Consider the following 18,218-nt stretch of genomic DNA (forward strand, 5'->3'; position numbering starts at 1 on the left):
CTGCCATCTCCTTTTTATTTCTTCAGCTTCTCCAGGCCTACCCGCAGCCTGCGCAAGGATTCTTCCTTACCCAATATTGCCAGAATCTCCATTGCACCGCCGGGCGTGACCTGCTTGCCAGCCGCCGCGATTCGGACCGGCCAAAGTAGCGTTCCATTCTTTACTTCCAATCGTTGTGCCAAAGCGATCAATTGATCGTGAATGGTTTCCAGCTGCCAATCCGAAACGCTTTCCAGTTCAGCAATCGCTGCTTCGAGCATGGTGACGGAATTCTCTAAGTTCGTCTTACTTTTCTTATTGACGAAGAGATCCACTGGATACTCCGGCAGCTCCTGGAAGAAGCCGATGATTTCTGGGATCTCCGTCAACTTGGTGACGCGGGGCTGCAAAATAGAAGCCAACACGGGCCAATTCATTTTTTTATCCCCAAATACCTGCTGAAAATATGGCATGGCCGCTTCGATAAAGGTATCCTGGGGCATAGCGCGAAGATATTCCGCGTTAAACCATGTCAGCTTATCATAATCAAATACTGCCGGCGATTTGCTGATTCCCTCAATGGAGAAATTTTCCACCAATTCCGGTAATGTAAACAGCTCTCGGTTTTCTTTTGGGCACCATCCCAGCAAAGCAATATAGTTTGTGATTGCCTCTGGAAGATATCCCTCCGCTAAAAGATCGGCAAATCCGGTCGCACCGTGCCGCTTGGAAAGCTTGGAAACACTTCCGTCCTCATTCTTTCCCATGATTAATGGCAGATGCACATAGGTCGGCACCTCCCAGCCAAATGCTTCATAAAGCAAATTATACTTAGGAGTCGATGTGAGATATTCACAACCGCGCACTACATGCGTGATGTGCATCAGATGGTCGTCAATCACATTGGCAAAATTGTATGTAGGATACCCATCGGACTTTAAAAGAATTTGATCCTCTAGCTCACGATTTTCAATGGTAATATCGCCGTAAACCACATCATGGAATGTCGTAGATCCCTCAATTGGCATTTTTTGCCGGATTACATAAGGGGTCCCTGCTTTCAGGAGTTTGTCCACCTCTTCCTGTGGCAAATCACGACAATGACGGTCATAACCGCCGCCCTCTTGTGCTTCATGCAGGGCATCCAAACGCTCTTTCGTACAGAAGCAATAATAGGCTTTGCCCTCTCGGACAAGCTGTTCCGCATAAGGCTTGTATAAATCCTTGCGCTTGCTCTGAACATATGGGCCAAAATCGCCACCCACATCCGGACCTTCGTCATGCTTGAGTCCTACTTGTTCCAAGGTACGATAGATCACATCAACCGCACCTTCCACCAGGCGTTCCTGGTCGGTATCCTCTATACGCAATACAAACTGACCGTCCATAGATTTTGCAATCAGATATTCGTATAGCGCCGTGCGCAGATTTCCCACATGCATGAATCCTGTGGGGCTCGGCGCAAATCTTGTTCTTACTGCTTGCTTTTGCATCCTAAACCCGCCTCTCCTTTTCATCAGCGCGCTGGAAAATCACCAGCGCGCGCCCTCATGCCCCGGATCAAACTCCGGCGTCTCAATTCTTTTATTATACCAAATATGCACAGGATTTCAACGTTGATTTTCCAGGTATTCCACGTATTCTTCCAAACAAAAATGGCGTTCCTGCATCGCTTTGGCATGTTCTGGGCCCACATAACGATAATGCCAAGGCTCAAAACGAATTTTTGTGATCTCCTGTTTATCCTCGGGGTAACGTAAAATAAAACCGTACTCAACTGCATGTTCTGCCAGCCATTCATATTCAGGCGTGGTGTCAAAATCCTCACGGACGCCGTTTAGGTCGATCGCCAAACCGGTGTTGTGCTCGCTACAGCCCGGCCGCGCCACTGAAAGAGCCGCTACAGCTTCTGCCTGCTGCAACCCCATGCCGTTGTCCTGGTTTTCCTCCACTGCCCGGTCAAATAATTCACTCTGCCGTTGCACACTCCGATAGCCAGAAGAAATCCATAGGGAAACGCCATCTGCCTGTGCGGCCGCCTGCATTTTTTGAAAAGGCTCTACGATACGTTCGTCTACATCCACGCCATATAAATTCACTATATTGCGGTGAAAGTCATCCGGCATCGTTTCACTGTAATTTACCAATACCAACAAATCGTCCTCCGCTGGCGATTTTTCTGGCTTTGCATTGGCCTGCGCAACATCTCCTTTGGGCTTTTCTGCCGAGGAGAAGGTTGGCTCTCCTTCCACCGCAGAGGATATAGGCGCTTCTTCTGGCTTTGCAGAAGCCTGCTCCATCGTAAAAATAAAAACGGTACTTACGGCTGCAGTGGTTACTGCAGCCGCCAATAGAGCGCCGACCGAAAGAAAAAACATCTTCACCTTGGATCTTCTTTTTTTCATGGCTTCTTTCATCCCTGTCCTTCAAACATTGCGGGTATTTCTCCCGAAACTATTGTTACACGGAGCAGGGAATTCATACCGATTTTGCGAAATCACCAAGTTTTTACAGGGAAACACTCGGATGATTCTCTTTCTTTTCGCACAAACTATCCGTATTATTTGACGATAGGAGGGAAAAGCATGGAAGATTTGCCTCTTGGCCTTGGTATGGCTCTCGCACAGCGTTCCGAAGCTATGCAGCAATTTTGTGCACTGACCGATGAAGAGCAGCGTATGGTGATCAACCATACGCATCAGATTCATTCCAAACAGGAGATGCAGGCTTATGTAGACCGTTTAGCGGAGCACGCCCCTTTGGGATAATCGCACCGAATCCCATCCTTTTTCATAAACTGGTGTGTAACACGCGGGCAAAATAAAAGCCGAAAACGTATTAACCAGCGTTTCGGGTACAATTGGGTGGGATATATGAACGACTGTTGTTACGGGGAAAAATTGATCGCAGCTGGAACCGCCATTGCCTTTCAGCTTGCACAGGAGTGCCGTCCCGAAGATCTGGAATTGTTAAGCGATCTTTTCAATGTAATCGGAGAACAGCTTGCACTTTTGGCAAACACAAAAGCGATCTACAAGCTTCGCTGTGATTCTAGCCGGACAATGCTTCCTGAGCAGAGTCAAGGCCCCTCATGAGCAATGCTATACGAAATCCGCATGCTTGTCCTACTGTCATGCGGATTTCTGTTTATGTTGGAATATTCCGAAATTTCTCCAGATATATTGCAACCGAGCGAGACATTTCCCTGGAAAATGAAGACAAGTACTTGCGTTTGCAAAAAGCGTTCATATAAGATGTATAGTCAAATGGCAGGCGATTTTCACGTTCTGCCTGTTCTCGAAACCAATGTTCATGTTCTTGAGCTGAAAATTTCCGATAGCAATTCTCCTGCACAATATAAGCAGAAGAGAAGCGCTGTGGCTTCTTTCGCTGTTTTTGCTGTTCCGTCGGATACCCATATACAACCATTGCCGCAGGCATTACGTAATCGGGAAGGTCTAACAGGCATCTATGTTCTTCCACGTTCTCCAATATATCGCCGATATAACAGGAACCTACCCCCAAACTTTCGGCCGCAACCACGCTATTCTGTGCCGCAATACAGGCATCTGCCATCGCAAGCATTAAATCCCCTTCTGCCGGAAGGCGAGGGTGGCAACCCGCGAAAACAAATGCATCGTACCAACGCTGAAAATCAGCCAGAAAGAGCAATACCAGCGGCGCCTTTGCAATGAATGGTTGGTGATCGCAGGTTTCTGCCAGTTGTTCTTTCAAAGATGGGTCCGTAATCCGTAAAATGGTATACAACATTTGATTCCCTGCTGTCGGCGCCTGCATCGCCGCTTGTATGATGGCCTCCTGCACCTCCTGTGGAATCGGTTTTTCTAAAAAGATCCGTGTGGATTTTCGATCCCATAAACTCTGCAAAATTGAATTCATAACCATCGCATTCGCTCCCTTCCTTTTGCTGTAAATACTTTCCTTACAAAACCTAACTCGGAGGTTTCCATGGAGAAAGAAATTTGGTATCACAAATTGAATACTTATTTTGTCATCTTCTATTTGCTTTTTAGCTTTTGTCTCATGGGATTTTACCTATTCAATGGACAACTCTATTATGCAGCATTGGGCCTTGGGGGAATTCTCCTGCTCCTATTGCCCACCGTCTTTGAACGGGCATATAACCTTTCTCCGGTCTATCAATTTCATTTTTTAGCTTACTGTTTTTTATTCTTTTCCTATGTCATAGGGCTGGTGATGCAGGCCTATCACTTTATTCCACTCTATGATAAAATCATGCACACACTTTCCGGAACTTTAGGGATGTTCCTGGGAGTTCTATTGTTCTACCTGTGTAAGGACAAGCAGGAATTTCAAAAACAGGACTATCCCTTGGTGGCTATCACCTCTTTTTCTGTCTCCATGGCGATTGCAGGCTTGTGGGAAATTGGGGAATACCTGATTAGTCTGTTTTTTCCTTGCGACCCACAGCGCGTCGCAGAAACCGGCGTATCCGACACCATGCAGGACTTCATCGTATGCATGATCGGAGCTTTGTTATGGCTCCCTTTTCTATATCGGTTTTATCGCAAGGATAAAGCTGATTTTTTGATGAATTGCCTTCTCATCTTTTTCAAAAAGAATGCAAAACACTCGCATACGTACAACCAATCGCGTCTTTAAAACGATAAGCGTTCCTTTCCAAGTCTATCAGGAACAATTGATCCCTTTTGAGAATATTCTATATGAAAAACGGGAGATTTCGGCAGTCGCCCGCAGAAAAAAAGGAAAGGCGGTATCGAATATGATTCCCATGTATCCGTACATAAAGCACGAGACAAAATGCAAGGAAATTCCTGTCCCCTTCCCACCGCAACATCAGTATAGCCAACCTGGTATGGAATATCTGATGGAACCTCGCCCGATCTCTGAAAATATCGAAACACGAGGAAGTGGAAAACTTCAAGATCGAGTTGCCATTATCACTGGCGGCGATAGTGGCATCGGGCGTGCTGTTGCCTATGCCTTTGCAAAGGAAGGCGCAGATATTGTCATCGCCTATCTCAATGAACATCGTGATGCACAAGAAACCAAAGAGCACGTCGAAAAGCTCGGGCGAAAATGTCTTCTTATCTCCGGCGATCTCAAAAAAGAATCCGTATCCAAAGAAATCGTCCGACAGGCAATCCATTGTTTTGGAAAAATCGATATTCTTGTCAACAACCACGCTGTACAATTCCTCCAAAAAAGCATCCTGGATTTATCAGCCGAACAGCTTGATTTGACCTTTCGTACCAATGTCTACAGTTATTTCTACATGATTAAGGCTGCACTGCCCTACTTAAAGCCGGGAAGCTCCATCATCAATACAACGTCCGTCACCGCTTACAGAGGAAATCCGGAACTCTTGGACTACAGTGCTACAAAAGGTGCCATTGTGTCCCTAACCCGTTCTCTTTCCCTCAATCTAGTAGAACGTGGCATTCGAGTCAATGGCGTTGCCCCCGGGCCAATTTGGACCCCGCTGATTCCCGCTTCCTACTCTGCAAGAGAAGTGGAAACTTTTGGGACCTATACCTCACAAGTTCCTATGATGCGAGCTGGTCAACCGTTCGAAGTCGCAACCAGTTATGTCTTCCTTGCAAGCGACGATGCCAGCTATATGTCAGGACAGATCCTTCACCCGGACGGGGGAACCATTGTCAACAGTTAATCCAGCACAATCGAAACTCCTTTATAGGATAACCCTACATAAACACAAAAATAGACTACACTCTCCGGTCCATAAATTTGTAGAATTCTTAGAGATAGAAAAAGGGTTTCATCCATTAGGATGAAACCCTTCATGAGCAAGTAAAAATTACTCGTTGATCTTGATAACAACACCGGAACCAACCGTACGGCCGCCCTCACGGATAGCGAAACGGAGGCCTTCCTCGATTGCGATCGGGGTAATCAATTCAACGTCCATCTCGACGTTATCGCCAGGCATGCACATCTCGGTGCCTTCCGGCAGATTGATAACACCGGTAACGTCGGTCGTTCTGAAATAGAACTGCGGACGATAGTTGTTAAAGAACGGAGTATGACGGCCACCTTCATCCTTTGTCAGGACGTAAACCTGGCCGCGGAACTTCGTGTGCGGATGAATGGTACCCGGCTTTGCGAGAACCTGTCCACGCTCGATTTCCGTTCTCTGAATACCACGAAGCAAAGCGCCAACGTTGTCGCCAGCCTCAGCAAAGTCGAGAACCTTGCGGAACATTTCCAGACCTGTGATAACGGTCTTCTTGCGCTCCTCGGTCAAGCCGATGATCTCAACTTCTTCGCCAACCTTTGCCATACCGCGCTCCACTCTACCAGTCGCAACAGTACCACGGCCGGTGATGGTGAAGACGTCCTCAACAGGCATCAAGAACGGCAGGTCGGACTTACGCTCCGGAGTCGGAATGTAGCTATCAACAGCAGCCATCAGCTCATGGATGCACTTGTACTCCGGTGCACTCGGGTCCTTAGACTCGGACTCCAGAGCCTGGAGAGCAGAACCGCGGACAATCGGGGTGTCATCGCCCGGGAACTCATACTCGTTCAACAGGTCGCGGATTTCCATCTCGACCAGATCGAGCAGCTCCGGATCGTCAACCTGATCCGCTTTGTTCATGAACACAACGATATACGGCACGCCAACCTGACGGGAGAGCAGGATGTGCTCTCTGGTCTGCGGCATCGGGCCGTCAGCAGCGGAAACAACCAGGATAGCGCCGTCCATCTGAGCAGCACCGGTGATCATGTTCTTAACATAGTCAGCATGGCCGGGGCAGTCAACGTGTGCATAGTGACGGGTTGCAGTCTGATATTCCACGTGCGCGGTGTTGATCGTGATACCACGCTCTCTCTCTTCAGGAGCCTTATCGATATTTGCATAATCGACGAACTCTGCGTCGCCCTCCAGGTTGAGGACCTTCGTGATCGCAGCAGTCAGTGTGGTCTTACCATGGTCAACGTGGCCGATGGTGCCAATGTTAATATGCGGTTTGGATCTTTCGAATTTTGCTTTTGCCATTGGGATTCTCCTCCTTTTTATAATACAGATCAGAGATTTTTTAAGTTCAGAACTATGCTTATCATTTTACCAAGGAAATGGCGAAAAATCAAGCATATTTTGTAACTTATTCAGCCTTTTTCCCGCGTTCGCTGATGATGGAATCCGAAACAAACTTCGGAACCTCAGCATAGTGATCCGGTTCCATCGTATACTGGCCTCTGCCCTGTGTCTTCGAACGCATGTCGGTTGCATAACCGAACATCTCGGACAGCGGAACCATCGCGGTGATCTGCTGAGCGCCGGAAACAGCGTCCATGCCCTGGATCATGCCGCGGCGGGCGTTCAGGTCGCCGATAACGTCGCCCATGTAATCCTCGGGCACGGTAACAACAACCTTCATGATTGGCTCCAAAATCACCGGGTCAGCCTTCTTCATTGCCTCCTTGAACGCCATAGAACCAGCGATCTTAAAGGCCATCTCAGAGGAGTCAACCTCGTGATAAGAACCATCATACAGTGTAACCTTTACATCTACAACGTTGTAGCCTGCCAAGACACCGGAGAGCATTGCACCCTGGATACCTTGGTCAACCGCCGGAATATATTCCTTCGGAATCGAGCCACCAACCGTCGCATTGACGAACTCATAACCCTTCTCCGGGTTTGGCTCGATTTTAATCTTAACATGACCGTACTGGCCTTTACCACCGGACTGTCTTGCGTACTTGGTGTCAACATCCGCCAACTTGCGAATGGTCTCCTTGTAAGCAACCTGCGGCTTACCGACATTTGCTTCCACCTTGAATTCACGCAGAAGTCTGTCCACAATGATCTCCAAGTGGAGCTCGCCCATGCCGGCGATGATGGTCTGGCCGGTCTCCTCATCGGTATATGCCTTAAAGGTCGGGTCCTCTTCCGCCAGCTTTGCCAGCGCAATACCCATCTTTTCCTGGCCAGCCTTTGTCTTCGGCTCGATAGCCACGCGAATAACCGGCTCCGGGAATTCCATGGATTCCAGAATGACCGGATGCTTTTCATCGCACAGGGTGTCGCCGGTGGTGGTGTTCTTTACACCGATTGCCGCGGCAATATCACCCGCATAGACAATGTCGATATCCTGGCGGTGATTTGCGTGCATCTGCAAAATACGGCCGATTCTCTCATTGCTGTCCTTTACAGAGTTGTAAACTGTAGCGCCCGCACTCAATGTACCGGAGTACACACGGAAATAGCACAGCTTTCCAACAAATGGGTCAGCCGCAATCTTAAATGCAAGTGCAGAGAAGGGCTCATCGTCGGATGCATGACGATCCTCTTCCTCGCCTGTCTCCGGGTTTACACCACGGATTGCAGGGATGTCGGTCGGAGCCGGCATATAGTCGATGATCGCATCCAGGAGCTTCTGCACGCCCTTGTTCTTATAGGAAGTACCACAAGTCACTGGAACCATCGTATTGGCAATGGTGGACTTACGGATTGTACGAACAATCTCTTCCCTAGTGAGCTCTTCACCGGAGAGATATTTCTCCATGAGCTCGTCGTCCTGCTCAGCAACATGCTCAAGCAGTGCATTGTGATATTCCTCGGCAATGTCAACCATATCCTCCGGAATATCCTCGACGCGCATATCCTTGCCCATGTCGTCATAGTAGACGTCCGCCTTCATATCGATCAGGTCGATGATCCCACGGAAGGTATCTTCGCTGCCGATCGGAAGCTGAATCGGAACGGCATTACACTTCAAGCGCTCCTTCATCATCTTGACGACATTATAGAAGTCAGCGCCCATGATGTCCATCTTATTGACATACGCCATACGCGGAACATGATATTCCTCAGCCTGGCGCCAAACCGTTTCGGACTGGGGCTCAACGCCACCCTTTGCGCAGAAAACGGTTACAGAACCGTCCAGTACGCGCAGGGAACGTTCCACCTCAACGGTGAAGTCCACGTGGCCGGGAGTGTCAATGATGTTGATGCGGTGGCCTTTCCAGAAGCAGGTCGTAGCAGCAGAGGTAATCGTGATACCTCTCTCCTGCTCCTGCGCCATCCAGTCCATCGTTGCAGCACCGTCGTGCGTCTCGCCGATCTTGTGGTTAACACCCGTATAATACAGAATACGTTCTGTCGTCGTTGTTTTACCGGCATCGATGTGCGCCATGATACCGATATTGCGGGTCATTTCGAGTGATACCTGCCTTGGCATAGTTTCCTCCTTAAAGTTCTGAAAATAGTATACAGCCTGCGCCGATTACCATCTGTAATGTGCGAAAGCTCTGTTAGCCTCTGCCATCTTGTGCGTATCGTCACGCTTCTTGGCAGCACCGCCAGCACCATTAACAGCATCAAGGATCTCGCCGGCAAGTCTTTCCTTCATGGTCTTTTCAGATCTGAGTCTGGAATAGTTGGTCATCCAGCGCAGGCCCAAGGTCTGTCTTCTCTCTGGACGAACCTCCATCGGCACCTGGTAGGTAGCGCCGCCGACACGGCGGGCCTTAACTTCGAGCTGCGGCATGACGTTTTCCATCGCCTGCTCAAAGACCTCCAGCGGCTCTTTGCCGGTCTTTTCACGAATAATATCAAATGCACCATAGACAATTTTCTGAGCAACGCCCTTCTTGCCGTCGTACATGATATTGTTGATAAGACGAGTTACAAGCTTCGAATTGTAAAGCGGATCGGGCAAAACATCACGTTTTGCAATATTTCCTCTTCTTGGCACTTTACTTCCCTCCTTCACAGAATGATATCATAGGTACTCGAAAGCGACAAACTCCCGTTGGCCAACACAGAGGCGTCCGCTATAGAAAATCTATATAAAACGCCGCTGCATTGTGTTTTGTGTCAAACATGCAGCCGTTCGGATCTTGTCAAATTTAGAGTGTAGCTTTGGCTCTTACTTTGTAGCCTTACCAGCCTTCGGACGCTTCGCACCATACTTGGAACGAGCCTGCATACGCTTTGCAACGCCCTGGGCATCCAGCGTACCACGGATAATATGGTAACGGACACCAGGAAGGTCCTTAACACGGCCGCCGCGGATCATCACGACGCTGTGTTCCTGCAGGTTGTGGCCCACACCGGGGATATAAGCGCTGACTTCGATTCCATTAGAGAGCCTTACTCTGGCGATCTTACGAAGAGCAGAGTTCGGCTTCTTCGGGGTAGCCGTCTTAACAGACGTGCAAACACCACGCTTTTGCGGGGAATCCTGATCAATCGCAATGCGCTTCTTGGAGTTCCAGCCCTTCAAAAGTGCAGGAGCCTTTGCCTTCTTTTCGCTTACCTCACGGCCAGTATGAACTAACTGGTTAAATGTTGGCATACGACACCTCCTCACATAAAAGAAAATATATGTCAAGCGGAAAACCGCTGAACACCTAGAGAAAAAGGGATTAAACACAATTTTATCCTGTTCCAGAAAAGAAATTCCTGGAACAGGATAAATTTTTATAAGTTTCGTAAGGCACAGGGAATATTCCCCGAATTTCACGGGCTTCTCCCGCGGATTTTATTCATCTTTCCCACATATTGCAGAATTTGGAAGAATTTGATCCGCCCCGCCGTTACAATTGAATATTATAGCGCTAAATGGCTTGATTTGTCAAGTCCTCACCTTCATGTTCGATCTCAACGCCGCTATAGCATTTCATGCCTGTGCCGGCCGGGACCAACTTACCGATGATGACATTTTCCTTCAAACCGAGCAGCGGGTCCACCTTGCCTTTGATAGCAGCATCGGTCAACACGCGGGTCGTCTCCTGGAAAGAGGCAGCCGAGAGGAACGAATCGGTCGCCAAGGAGGCCTTGGTAATACCCAACAGGGTCGGCGAACAGGTTGCCTCGCGCAGATCGGGTTCTCCCGCAGCAATGCGCTCCCGAACGATTTGATTTTCTGCCTCAAACTCGGTCTTTTCAACCAAAGAACTGGGCAGAAGCTTCGTATCGCCCGGATCTTCGACCTTGACCTTCTTCATCATCTGGCGCACAATGACCTCGATATGCTTGTCGTTGATGTCAACGCCCTGCATCCGGTAAACGCGCTGTACTTCTTCAATCAGATAATCCTCCACCGCATGTGTACCGCTGATCGCAAGTACATCGTGCGGATTTACCGAACCTTCTGTAATGCGCGTCCCTTTATCGATTACGTCGCCCTCATTGACGATGATACGGGAACCAAAGGGAATCAAATAGGACTTGCTTTCGCCGCTCTCCTGGTCGGTTACAACCACATGACGATTTTTCTTAATATCTTCAAACGTTACCCGGCCGCCAATCTCACTGATAATGGCCAGATGCTTTGGCTTACGGCCCTCAAACAGCTCTTCGACGCGGGGAAGACCCTGCGTAATATCCTCTGCGCTGGCGACGCCGCCGGTATGGAAGGTTCTCATGGTCAACTGCGTACCAGGCTCACCGATGGACTGCGCCGCGATGATCCCCACCGCCTCGCCGACGGTAACCGGCTGGCCGTTCGCCAGGTTGGCGCCATAACATTTCTGGCACACACCATGGCGCGCACGGCAGTTCAGAATTGAGCGAACCTTGATGCGCTGTACGCCATGCCCAACAATGATATCTGCATCGTTGTCATCCATCATCTTGTCCTTGGAGACAAGCACCGCCCCCGTCTCCGGGTCGACAAAGTCTTCTACCAGATAACGTCCAATCAAACGCTCGTGCAGAGACTCAATGGACTCCTTGCCTTCCTTAATATCAAAGACCTCCAGGCCGTCCGTTGCACCGCAGTCCTCCTCGCGGATGATCACATCCTGCGAAACATCGACCAGGCGGCGGGTCAGATAACCGGAGTCCGCGGTACGCAGAGCCGTATCCGCCAAGCCCTTTCGGGCGCCACGGGAAGAAATGAAGTATTCCAAAATGTTCAAACCTTCACGGTAATTTGCACGAATCGGAATCTCGATCGTCTTACCGGAGGTATTTGCAATCAGACCGCGCATGCCGGCCAACTGACGGATCTGGCTCATGGAACCACGAGCGCCGGAATCTGCCATCATAAAGATCGGGTTGTAGCGGTCCAGCCCCTTCTGCAGAGCGTCCGTTACATCGTTGGTGGCCTTTTCCCAAGTTTTCAAAACGGCGTTGTAACGTTCTCCATCGGAGAGCAAACCGTTTTTGAACTGATCGGTAACCAGATCAATCTTCTTTTCTGCCTCAGAGATGATCTCCTTCTTTTGTGGCGGAATGGTCGCATCACAGACAGCGACCGTGATGGCGCTCTTAGTGGAATACTTATATCCCTGTGCTTTCACAGCGTCCAATACTTCCGAAGTCTTTGGAACACCGTGAACTTTAATACATTTATCGATGATTTTTCCAAGTTGTTTTTTGCCAACCAGGAATTCAATCTCAAACTTGAAGCGGTTTTCTGGGTCCGAACGGTCCACAAAGCCGAGATCCTGCGGAATTGGACGGTTGAAAATCATACGGCCCACGGTGGTATCCACCAAACGGGAAACCTTCTGGCCATCGATCTCCATAGTTCTGCGTACCTTAATCTTCGCATGCAGTCCAACAATATGCGAATCGTACGCCATAATCGCTTCGTCGAAATCACGGAAAACTTTTCCTTCACCCAGCTCTCCGTCTTTTTCCAATGTGAGATAATAGGACCCCAGAACCATGTCCTGCGTTGGAACCGTAACCGGGCGCCCGTCGGAAGGCTTAAGCAGGTTGCCGGCCGCCAGCATCAGGAAGCGGGCTTCCGCCTGCGCTTCGGAGGACAACGGGACGTGTACAGCCATCTGGTCGCCGTCAAAGTCAGCATTGTACGCTGTACATGCCAACGGATGCAACTTCAACGCGCGCCCCTCAACCAACACCGGTTCAAATGCCTGAATGCCCAAACGATGCAACGTAGGCGCACGGTTGAGCAACACCGGATGATTCTTGATAACGATTTCCAAAGCATCCCAGACCTCTGGCTTCGCGCGCTCGACCGCTTTTCTGGCCGCCTTGATGTTTCCGGCGGCGCCGGTCTCTACCAAACGTTTCATTACAAATGGCTTAAACAATTCCAACGCCATTTCTTTTGGCAGGCCGCACTGATACATTTTCAGTTCCGGCCCAACCACAATAACGGAACGGCCGGAATAGTCAACACGCTTGCCCAACAGGTTCTGGCGGAAACGCCCCTGTTTGCCTTTCAACATATCGGAAAGGGACTTCAACGGACGGTTGTTCGGGCCAGTGACCGGACGGCCACGGCGGCCATTGTCAATCAATGCATCAACCGCCTCCTGCAACATGCGCTTTTCGTTGCGGACGATGATGTCTGGCGCGCCGAGCTCCAACAGCCGCTTCAAGCGGTTGTTTCGGTTGATGACACGGCGATAGAGGTCGTTCAGGTCAGAGGTCGCAAAACGTCCGCCATCGAGCTGAACCATCGGGCGAATGTCCGGCGGGATGACCGGCACCACGTCGAGAATCATCCACTCCGGACGGTTACCCGAGAGCCGGAATGCCTCAACAACCTCTAGGCGCTTCAAAATACGGACACGCTTCTGACCGGAGGCCGTCGCCAGCTCATCTTTGAGCTCGACGGACTCCTTTTCCAGATCAATTTCCTCCAACAGGGTCTTGATGGCTTCCGCGCCCATACTGGCCTGGAAATCGTCCTCGTATTTTTCGCGCAGATCACGGTATTCCTTTTCGGTCAAGAGCTGCTTTTTCTGCAGCTCACGCACATTTCCGGGGTCCGTGACAATATACAGGGCAAAATAGAGCACTTTTTCCAGCATGCGGGGGGATATATCCAGAATCAACCCCATCCGGGAAGGGATTCCTTTGAAGTACCAAATATGGGAAACGGGCGCAGCCAACTCAATATGGCCCATGCGCTCGCGGCGAACCTTCGCCCGTGTAACTTCAACGCCGCAGCGGTCGCAGATCTTTCCCTTATAACGGATACGCTTATATTTGCCGCAATGGCATTCCCAGTCCTTCTGCGGTCCAAAGATACGCTCGCAAAAGAGGCCGTCGCGCTCCGGCTTTAGGGTACGGTAGTTGATCGTCTCCGGCTTCTTGACTTCGCCATAGGACCATTCGCGGATCTTGTCCGGCGAAGCCAGCCCGATTTTTATTGATTCAAATTCGTTGAATTCCATTATGTGACCCCCTTCTATTTATTCCTGTTCGCCGTCTCCATCAGAAGAAATGTCAAAGGGTTCCTCCTTCTCAAAAAGATCGTCATCTCCATCGGACGGGAAGTCGTCCCCGTCAAAGAGGTCGTCGTCCTCATGCTCTTCCGTCGAATAGCCATCCAGCTCTCCGTCCTCCACAGTCGGTTCGTCAAACAAATCGTCGGATGGGGTGAAGCCCATATCGTCGTCATCGTCAAAGTTCTGCTTGAGGTCAATTTCTTCGTTGTTCCTATCCAACACCTTGACATCCAAGCCCAAAGACTGCAATTCCTTGATTAGAACCTTGAAGGACTCCGGAACACCCGGTTTCGGAATATTCTGGCCCTTTACAATGGCCTCATAGGTCTTAACACGGCCGACCACATCGTCGGACTTGACGGTCAAAATCTCTTGCAAAGTGTAAGCAGCGCCGTATGCCTCCAGCGCCCAGACCTCCATCTCACCGAAACGCTGGCCGCCAAACTGCGCCTTGCCGCCCAACGGCTGCTGTGTAACCAGCGAATACGGACCGGTTGAGCGAGCATGAATCTTATCGTCGACCAGGTGATGCAGCTTGAGGTAGTACATATAACCAACTGTAACCGGGTTGTCGAAATATTCGCCCGTACGGCCGTCTTTCAAAAGAATCTTACCATCTTCGCGCATACCTGCTTGCTTGAAGCACTCGCGGATGTCGTCTTCATGTGCACCATCGAAAACCGGGGTCATGATCTTCCAACCGAGCGCTTTGGCAGCCATGCCGAGGTGTACTTCCAAAACCTGGCCGATGTTCATACGGGACGGAACGCCCAGGGGGTTCAACACAATGTCCAGTGGAGTGCCATCCGGCAGGAACGGCATATCCTCCACCGGCAGGATACGGGATACAACACCTTTGTTTCCGTGGCGGCCCGCCATCTTGTCGCCGACCGAAATCTTTCTCTTCTGCGCAATATAACAGCGCACAACCTTGTTGACTCCGGGGCTCAACTCATCGTGGCTGTTCTCACGGGTAAAGACTTTGACATCCACCACAATGCCATATTCGCCATGGGGTACGCGAAGGGAGGTGTCGCGTACTTCACGGGCCTTTTCACCAAAGATCGCACGCAGCAAGCGTTCTTCTGCGGTCAACTCGGTTTCACCCTTCGGTGTAACCTTTCCGACCAGAATGTCGCCCGCACGCACCTCTGCGCCGACGCGGATAATGCCGCTTTCATCGAGGTCACGCAGGAGGTCTTCGTTGACGTTCGGAATATCCCGGGTGATCTCCTCCGGCCCAAGCTTTGTATCGCGGGCCTCGGTCTCATATTCTTCAATGTGAATGGACGTATAAACATCATCGCGGACGATCTTTTCACTGATCAAAACCGCGTCCTCGTAGTTGTAACCTTCCCAGGTCATAAAACCGATCAGGGCATTCTTACCCAGGCTGATCTCGCCGTCCTTGGTTGCCGGTCCGTCGGCAATGACATCGCCCACCTGAACACGATCTCCCACGCTCACAACCGGAACTTGGTTGACACATGTTCCCTGGTTCGAGCGCATAAATTTGATGATGTGATAGGTGTCGATCTCGCCGTCGTCGCGGGTCACACGGACTTCATCCGCACTGACACTGCGCACCACGCCCGCACGCTTTGCCAGCACACAGACGCCGGAGTCAACACCCGCCTTATATTCCATGCCGGTTCCGACAATCGGAGACTCTGTCCTGAGCAACGGCACTGCCTGCCGCTGCATGTTGGAACCCATCAGTGCACGGTTGGCGTCGTCGTTTTCCAAAAAAGGAATCATCGCCGTTGCAACGGACACAACCATTCGCGGAGAAACATCCATGAAGTCCGCACGTTCGCGCTCCACTTCCACGAATTCATCCCGGGAACGGGCGTTGACCTTTAGATGCTTAAAGCGACCGTCCTCGTCCAACGGTTCGTTTGCCTGTGCAACGATGTATTCATCCTCCATGTCCGCCGTCATATAGACGACTTCGTCGGTGACAATTCCAGTCTCCTTGTCCACCCGGCGATAGGGCGCTTCAATGAACCCGTACTGGTTGATTCGAGCAAACGTTGCCAAATAGGAAATCAGGCCGATGTTCGGGCCTTCCGGTGTCTCAATTGGGCACATGCGGCCGTAGTGGCTATAGTGTACGTCACGGACCTCAAACCCTGCACGGTCTCTGGAGAGTCCGCCCGGACCCAGAGCCGAAAGGCGGCGCTTATGCGTCAGCTCTGCCAACGGATTGGTCTGATCCATAAACTGGGACAACGGCGAAGAACCAAAGAATTCTTTAATCGCCGCTACAACAGGACGGATATTGATGAGCGAATGGGGAGTCAAAACTTCCAAGTCCTGCGCCTGCAGGGTCATACGCTCGCGAATAACGCGCTCCAAACGGGAAAAACCAATACGGAACTGGTTCTGCAACAATTCGCCCACCGAGCGGATACGGCGATTTCCCAAATGGTCGATATCGTCCACACTGCCCAAACCAACCGCCAGGCAGTTCATATAGTTGATCGAGGAAAAAATATCATCGATGATAATGTGTTTGGGAATCAACTCATCCCGGCGGGAGCGGATCATATCCTTGAGCGCCTCGTCATCGTCGCCGCACTCGCCCAAGATCTCCGCCAGTACACTGAAGCGAACCCGTTCATTGATGTCGCATTCTGTCACAGCATCAAAATTCACGAACTTCTGAATGTCCACCATGCCATTGGAAATCACTTTGACTTCGCGTTCGTTCACTGTGACATAGACCACGCTTACACCCGCGTCGTCGATCTCTTTTGCCAACTCGCGGGAGACAACCTGTCCTTCTTCTGCCATCAACTCGCCGGTGAGCGGGTTGACAATCGGTCTGGCCAGCTGCTGGCCGGTGATGCGGCCTGCCAAATTCAGCTTTTTATTGTACTTGTAGCGGCCTACGCGGGAAAGATCGTAACGGCGCGCATCAAAGAAGAGGCCGTTGATGTGGGACTGGGCGCTCTCAATGGTAGGCGGCTCGCTGGGGCGCAATTTCCGATAAACTTCGAAAAGCGCCTCCTCCATGTTTTTACAAGGGTCTTTCTCAATGGTTGCGTTGATGCGGTCATCATCGCCAAAATACTCGCGGATCTCTTCATCGCTGCCCAGGCCAAGGGCGCGGATAAAGACCGTCACAGGGATTTTGCGGTTCTTGTCGATGCGAACATAAAACACATCGTTGGCGTCATTTTCGTATTCCAACCACGCGCCGCGGTTCGGAATAACTGTGGAGCTGAACAATTCCTTGCCGGTCTTGTCATACTCCATCTTATAATAGACGCCGGGAGAACGAACCAACTGGGATACGATCACACGTTCTGCGCCGTTGATTACAAAGGTGCCGCTTTCAGTCATCAGCGGGAAATCGCCCATAAAGACCTCAGATTCCTTGATCTCTCCGCTCTCCTTGTTCAGAAGACGGGCGGTCACCCGGAGTGCAGCCGCATAGGTGGCGTCGCGCTCCTTGCACTCTTCCACGCTATAGTTCGGCTTGTCGACATCCAGTTTGTAGTCCACAAAATCGAGGACCAGATTGCCCGTATAATCTGTGATCCCTGAGACATCCTTAAAAACTTCCTTCAAGCCTTCATCCAGGAACCACTTGTAGGAATTTTTCTGGACCTCGATCAGATTGGGCATATCCAGCACTTCGTCAATGCGTGAGAAGCTCATGCGGACATTTTTGCCGACCTGTACCGGTTTGACATTCACCATTGGCTCAATCACTCCATTCAAAAATTTACCATCCTGATTGTGGCATCTATCTGGGAAACACAACTCTCTTCACAAGAAGGGCTTGCCTTTTTAGAGGAGTTGTGATATGATAATCAAACATGGACATGCGTATATCTTTCCATGATGATGCAGTTTAATATTTTATAACAATATATAGTGTTTGTCAAGGTAATTTGTGGTTTTACCTTGACTTTTTTGTTTTTTTATGCTGATACACACTTTCCACTCGGTTTTCTGTACAAAAACGCCAAATTCTCCAGAAATTCTTATCCTTTTGTTTCCAAACGAAAGCGCCTGCGAAGCATCCCAAACGATGTTTT

At 50.2% G+C, this 18,218-nt stretch carries 13 protein-coding genes; 4 read left to right on the top strand and 9 right to left on the bottom strand.

All coding sequences use genetic code 11. From position 1 onward, the window contains the following. Positions 1–14 precede the first annotated feature (14 nt). Both gltX and B9Y59_RS08820 read right to left on the bottom strand, forming a co-directional pair. Entirely contained in the window at positions 15–1,472 is a 1,458-nt protein-coding gene (gltX, locus tag B9Y59_RS08815; RefSeq protein WP_085533000.1) for a glutamate--tRNA ligase, read from the bottom strand. Between the two features lie 117 nt (positions 1,473–1,589). Beyond that, entirely contained in the window at positions 1,590–2,384 is a 795-nt protein-coding gene (locus B9Y59_RS08820) for a M15 family metallopeptidase (protein ID WP_158088986.1), read from the bottom strand. A 180-nt stretch (positions 2,385–2,564) separates the two neighbouring features. Between B9Y59_RS08820 and B9Y59_RS08825 the strand changes: the two genes are divergently transcribed. Next, the gene (locus B9Y59_RS08825) at positions 2,565–2,747 is read left to right on the top strand and encodes a hypothetical protein (protein ID WP_054324212.1); all 183 of its coding nucleotides are present in this window, start codon (positions 2,565–2,567) and stop codon (positions 2,745–2,747) included. 105 nt (positions 2,748–2,852) lie between these two features. Continuing rightward, entirely contained in the window at positions 2,853–3,074 is a 222-nt protein-coding gene (locus B9Y59_RS08830; protein ID WP_085533002.1) for a hypothetical protein, read from the top strand. Positions 3,075–3,126: 52 nt separating this feature from the next. Here the strand turns inward: B9Y59_RS08830 and B9Y59_RS08835 are convergent, their stop codons facing one another. Continuing rightward, positions 3,127–3,879 (bottom strand): nitroreductase family protein, encoded by a 753-nt coding sequence (locus tag B9Y59_RS08835; protein WP_085534584.1) that lies wholly within the window; start codon positions 3,877–3,879, stop codon positions 3,127–3,129. Between the two features lie 69 nt (positions 3,880–3,948). On the opposite strand from B9Y59_RS08835, the gene B9Y59_RS08840 reads away from it, so the two are divergent. Both B9Y59_RS08840 and B9Y59_RS08845 read left to right on the top strand, forming a co-directional pair. After that, the gene (locus B9Y59_RS08840; protein ID WP_054324210.1) at positions 3,949–4,623 is read left to right on the top strand and encodes a DUF2238 domain-containing protein; all 675 of its coding nucleotides are present in this window, start codon (positions 3,949–3,951) and stop codon (positions 4,621–4,623) included. A gap of 121 nt (positions 4,624–4,744) precedes the next feature. Then, the gene (locus B9Y59_RS08845) at positions 4,745–5,653 is read left to right on the top strand and encodes an SDR family oxidoreductase (protein WP_085534586.1); all 909 of its coding nucleotides are present in this window, start codon (positions 4,745–4,747) and stop codon (positions 5,651–5,653) included. A gap of 147 nt (positions 5,654–5,800) precedes the next feature. Here B9Y59_RS08845 and tuf read toward each other — a convergent pair whose 3' ends face one another. From tuf to rpoB, 6 genes are all read right to left on the bottom strand, one after another. After that, a complete protein-coding gene (tuf, locus tag B9Y59_RS08850; protein WP_054324209.1) occupies positions 5,801–7,003 on the bottom strand; it encodes an elongation factor Tu in 1,203 nt (400 codons plus the stop codon). Positions 7,004–7,109: 106 nt separating this feature from the next. After that, positions 7,110–9,191, bottom strand: a complete 2,082-nt coding sequence (gene fusA / locus B9Y59_RS08855) for an elongation factor G (RefSeq protein ID WP_085533004.1) — start codon at positions 9,189–9,191, stop codon at positions 7,110–7,112. Between the two features lie 45 nt (positions 9,192–9,236). After that, positions 9,237–9,707 (bottom strand): 30S ribosomal protein S7, encoded by a 471-nt coding sequence (gene rpsG / locus B9Y59_RS08860; protein ID WP_054324207.1) that lies wholly within the window; start codon positions 9,705–9,707, stop codon positions 9,237–9,239. A gap of 174 nt (positions 9,708–9,881) precedes the next feature. Beyond that, entirely contained in the window at positions 9,882–10,310 is a 429-nt protein-coding gene (gene rpsL / locus B9Y59_RS08865) for a 30S ribosomal protein S12 (protein ID WP_054324206.1), read from the bottom strand. 262 nt (positions 10,311–10,572) lie between these two features. Further along, a complete protein-coding gene (rpoC, locus tag B9Y59_RS08870) occupies positions 10,573–14,115 on the bottom strand; it encodes a DNA-directed RNA polymerase subunit beta' (RefSeq protein WP_054324205.1) in 3,543 nt (1,180 codons plus the stop codon). Positions 14,116–14,133: 18 nt separating this feature from the next. Beyond that, positions 14,134–17,877, bottom strand: a complete 3,744-nt coding sequence (rpoB, locus tag B9Y59_RS08875; RefSeq protein ID WP_085534588.1) for a DNA-directed RNA polymerase subunit beta — start codon at positions 17,875–17,877, stop codon at positions 14,134–14,136. Positions 17,878–18,218: the final 341 nt, after the last annotated feature.

Origin of the sequence: Anaeromassilibacillus sp. Marseille-P3371 (genome assembly GCF_900169665.1) — a bacterium.
Taxonomy (GTDB): domain Bacteria; phylum Bacillota; class Clostridia; order Oscillospirales; family Acutalibacteraceae; genus Anaeromassilibacillus.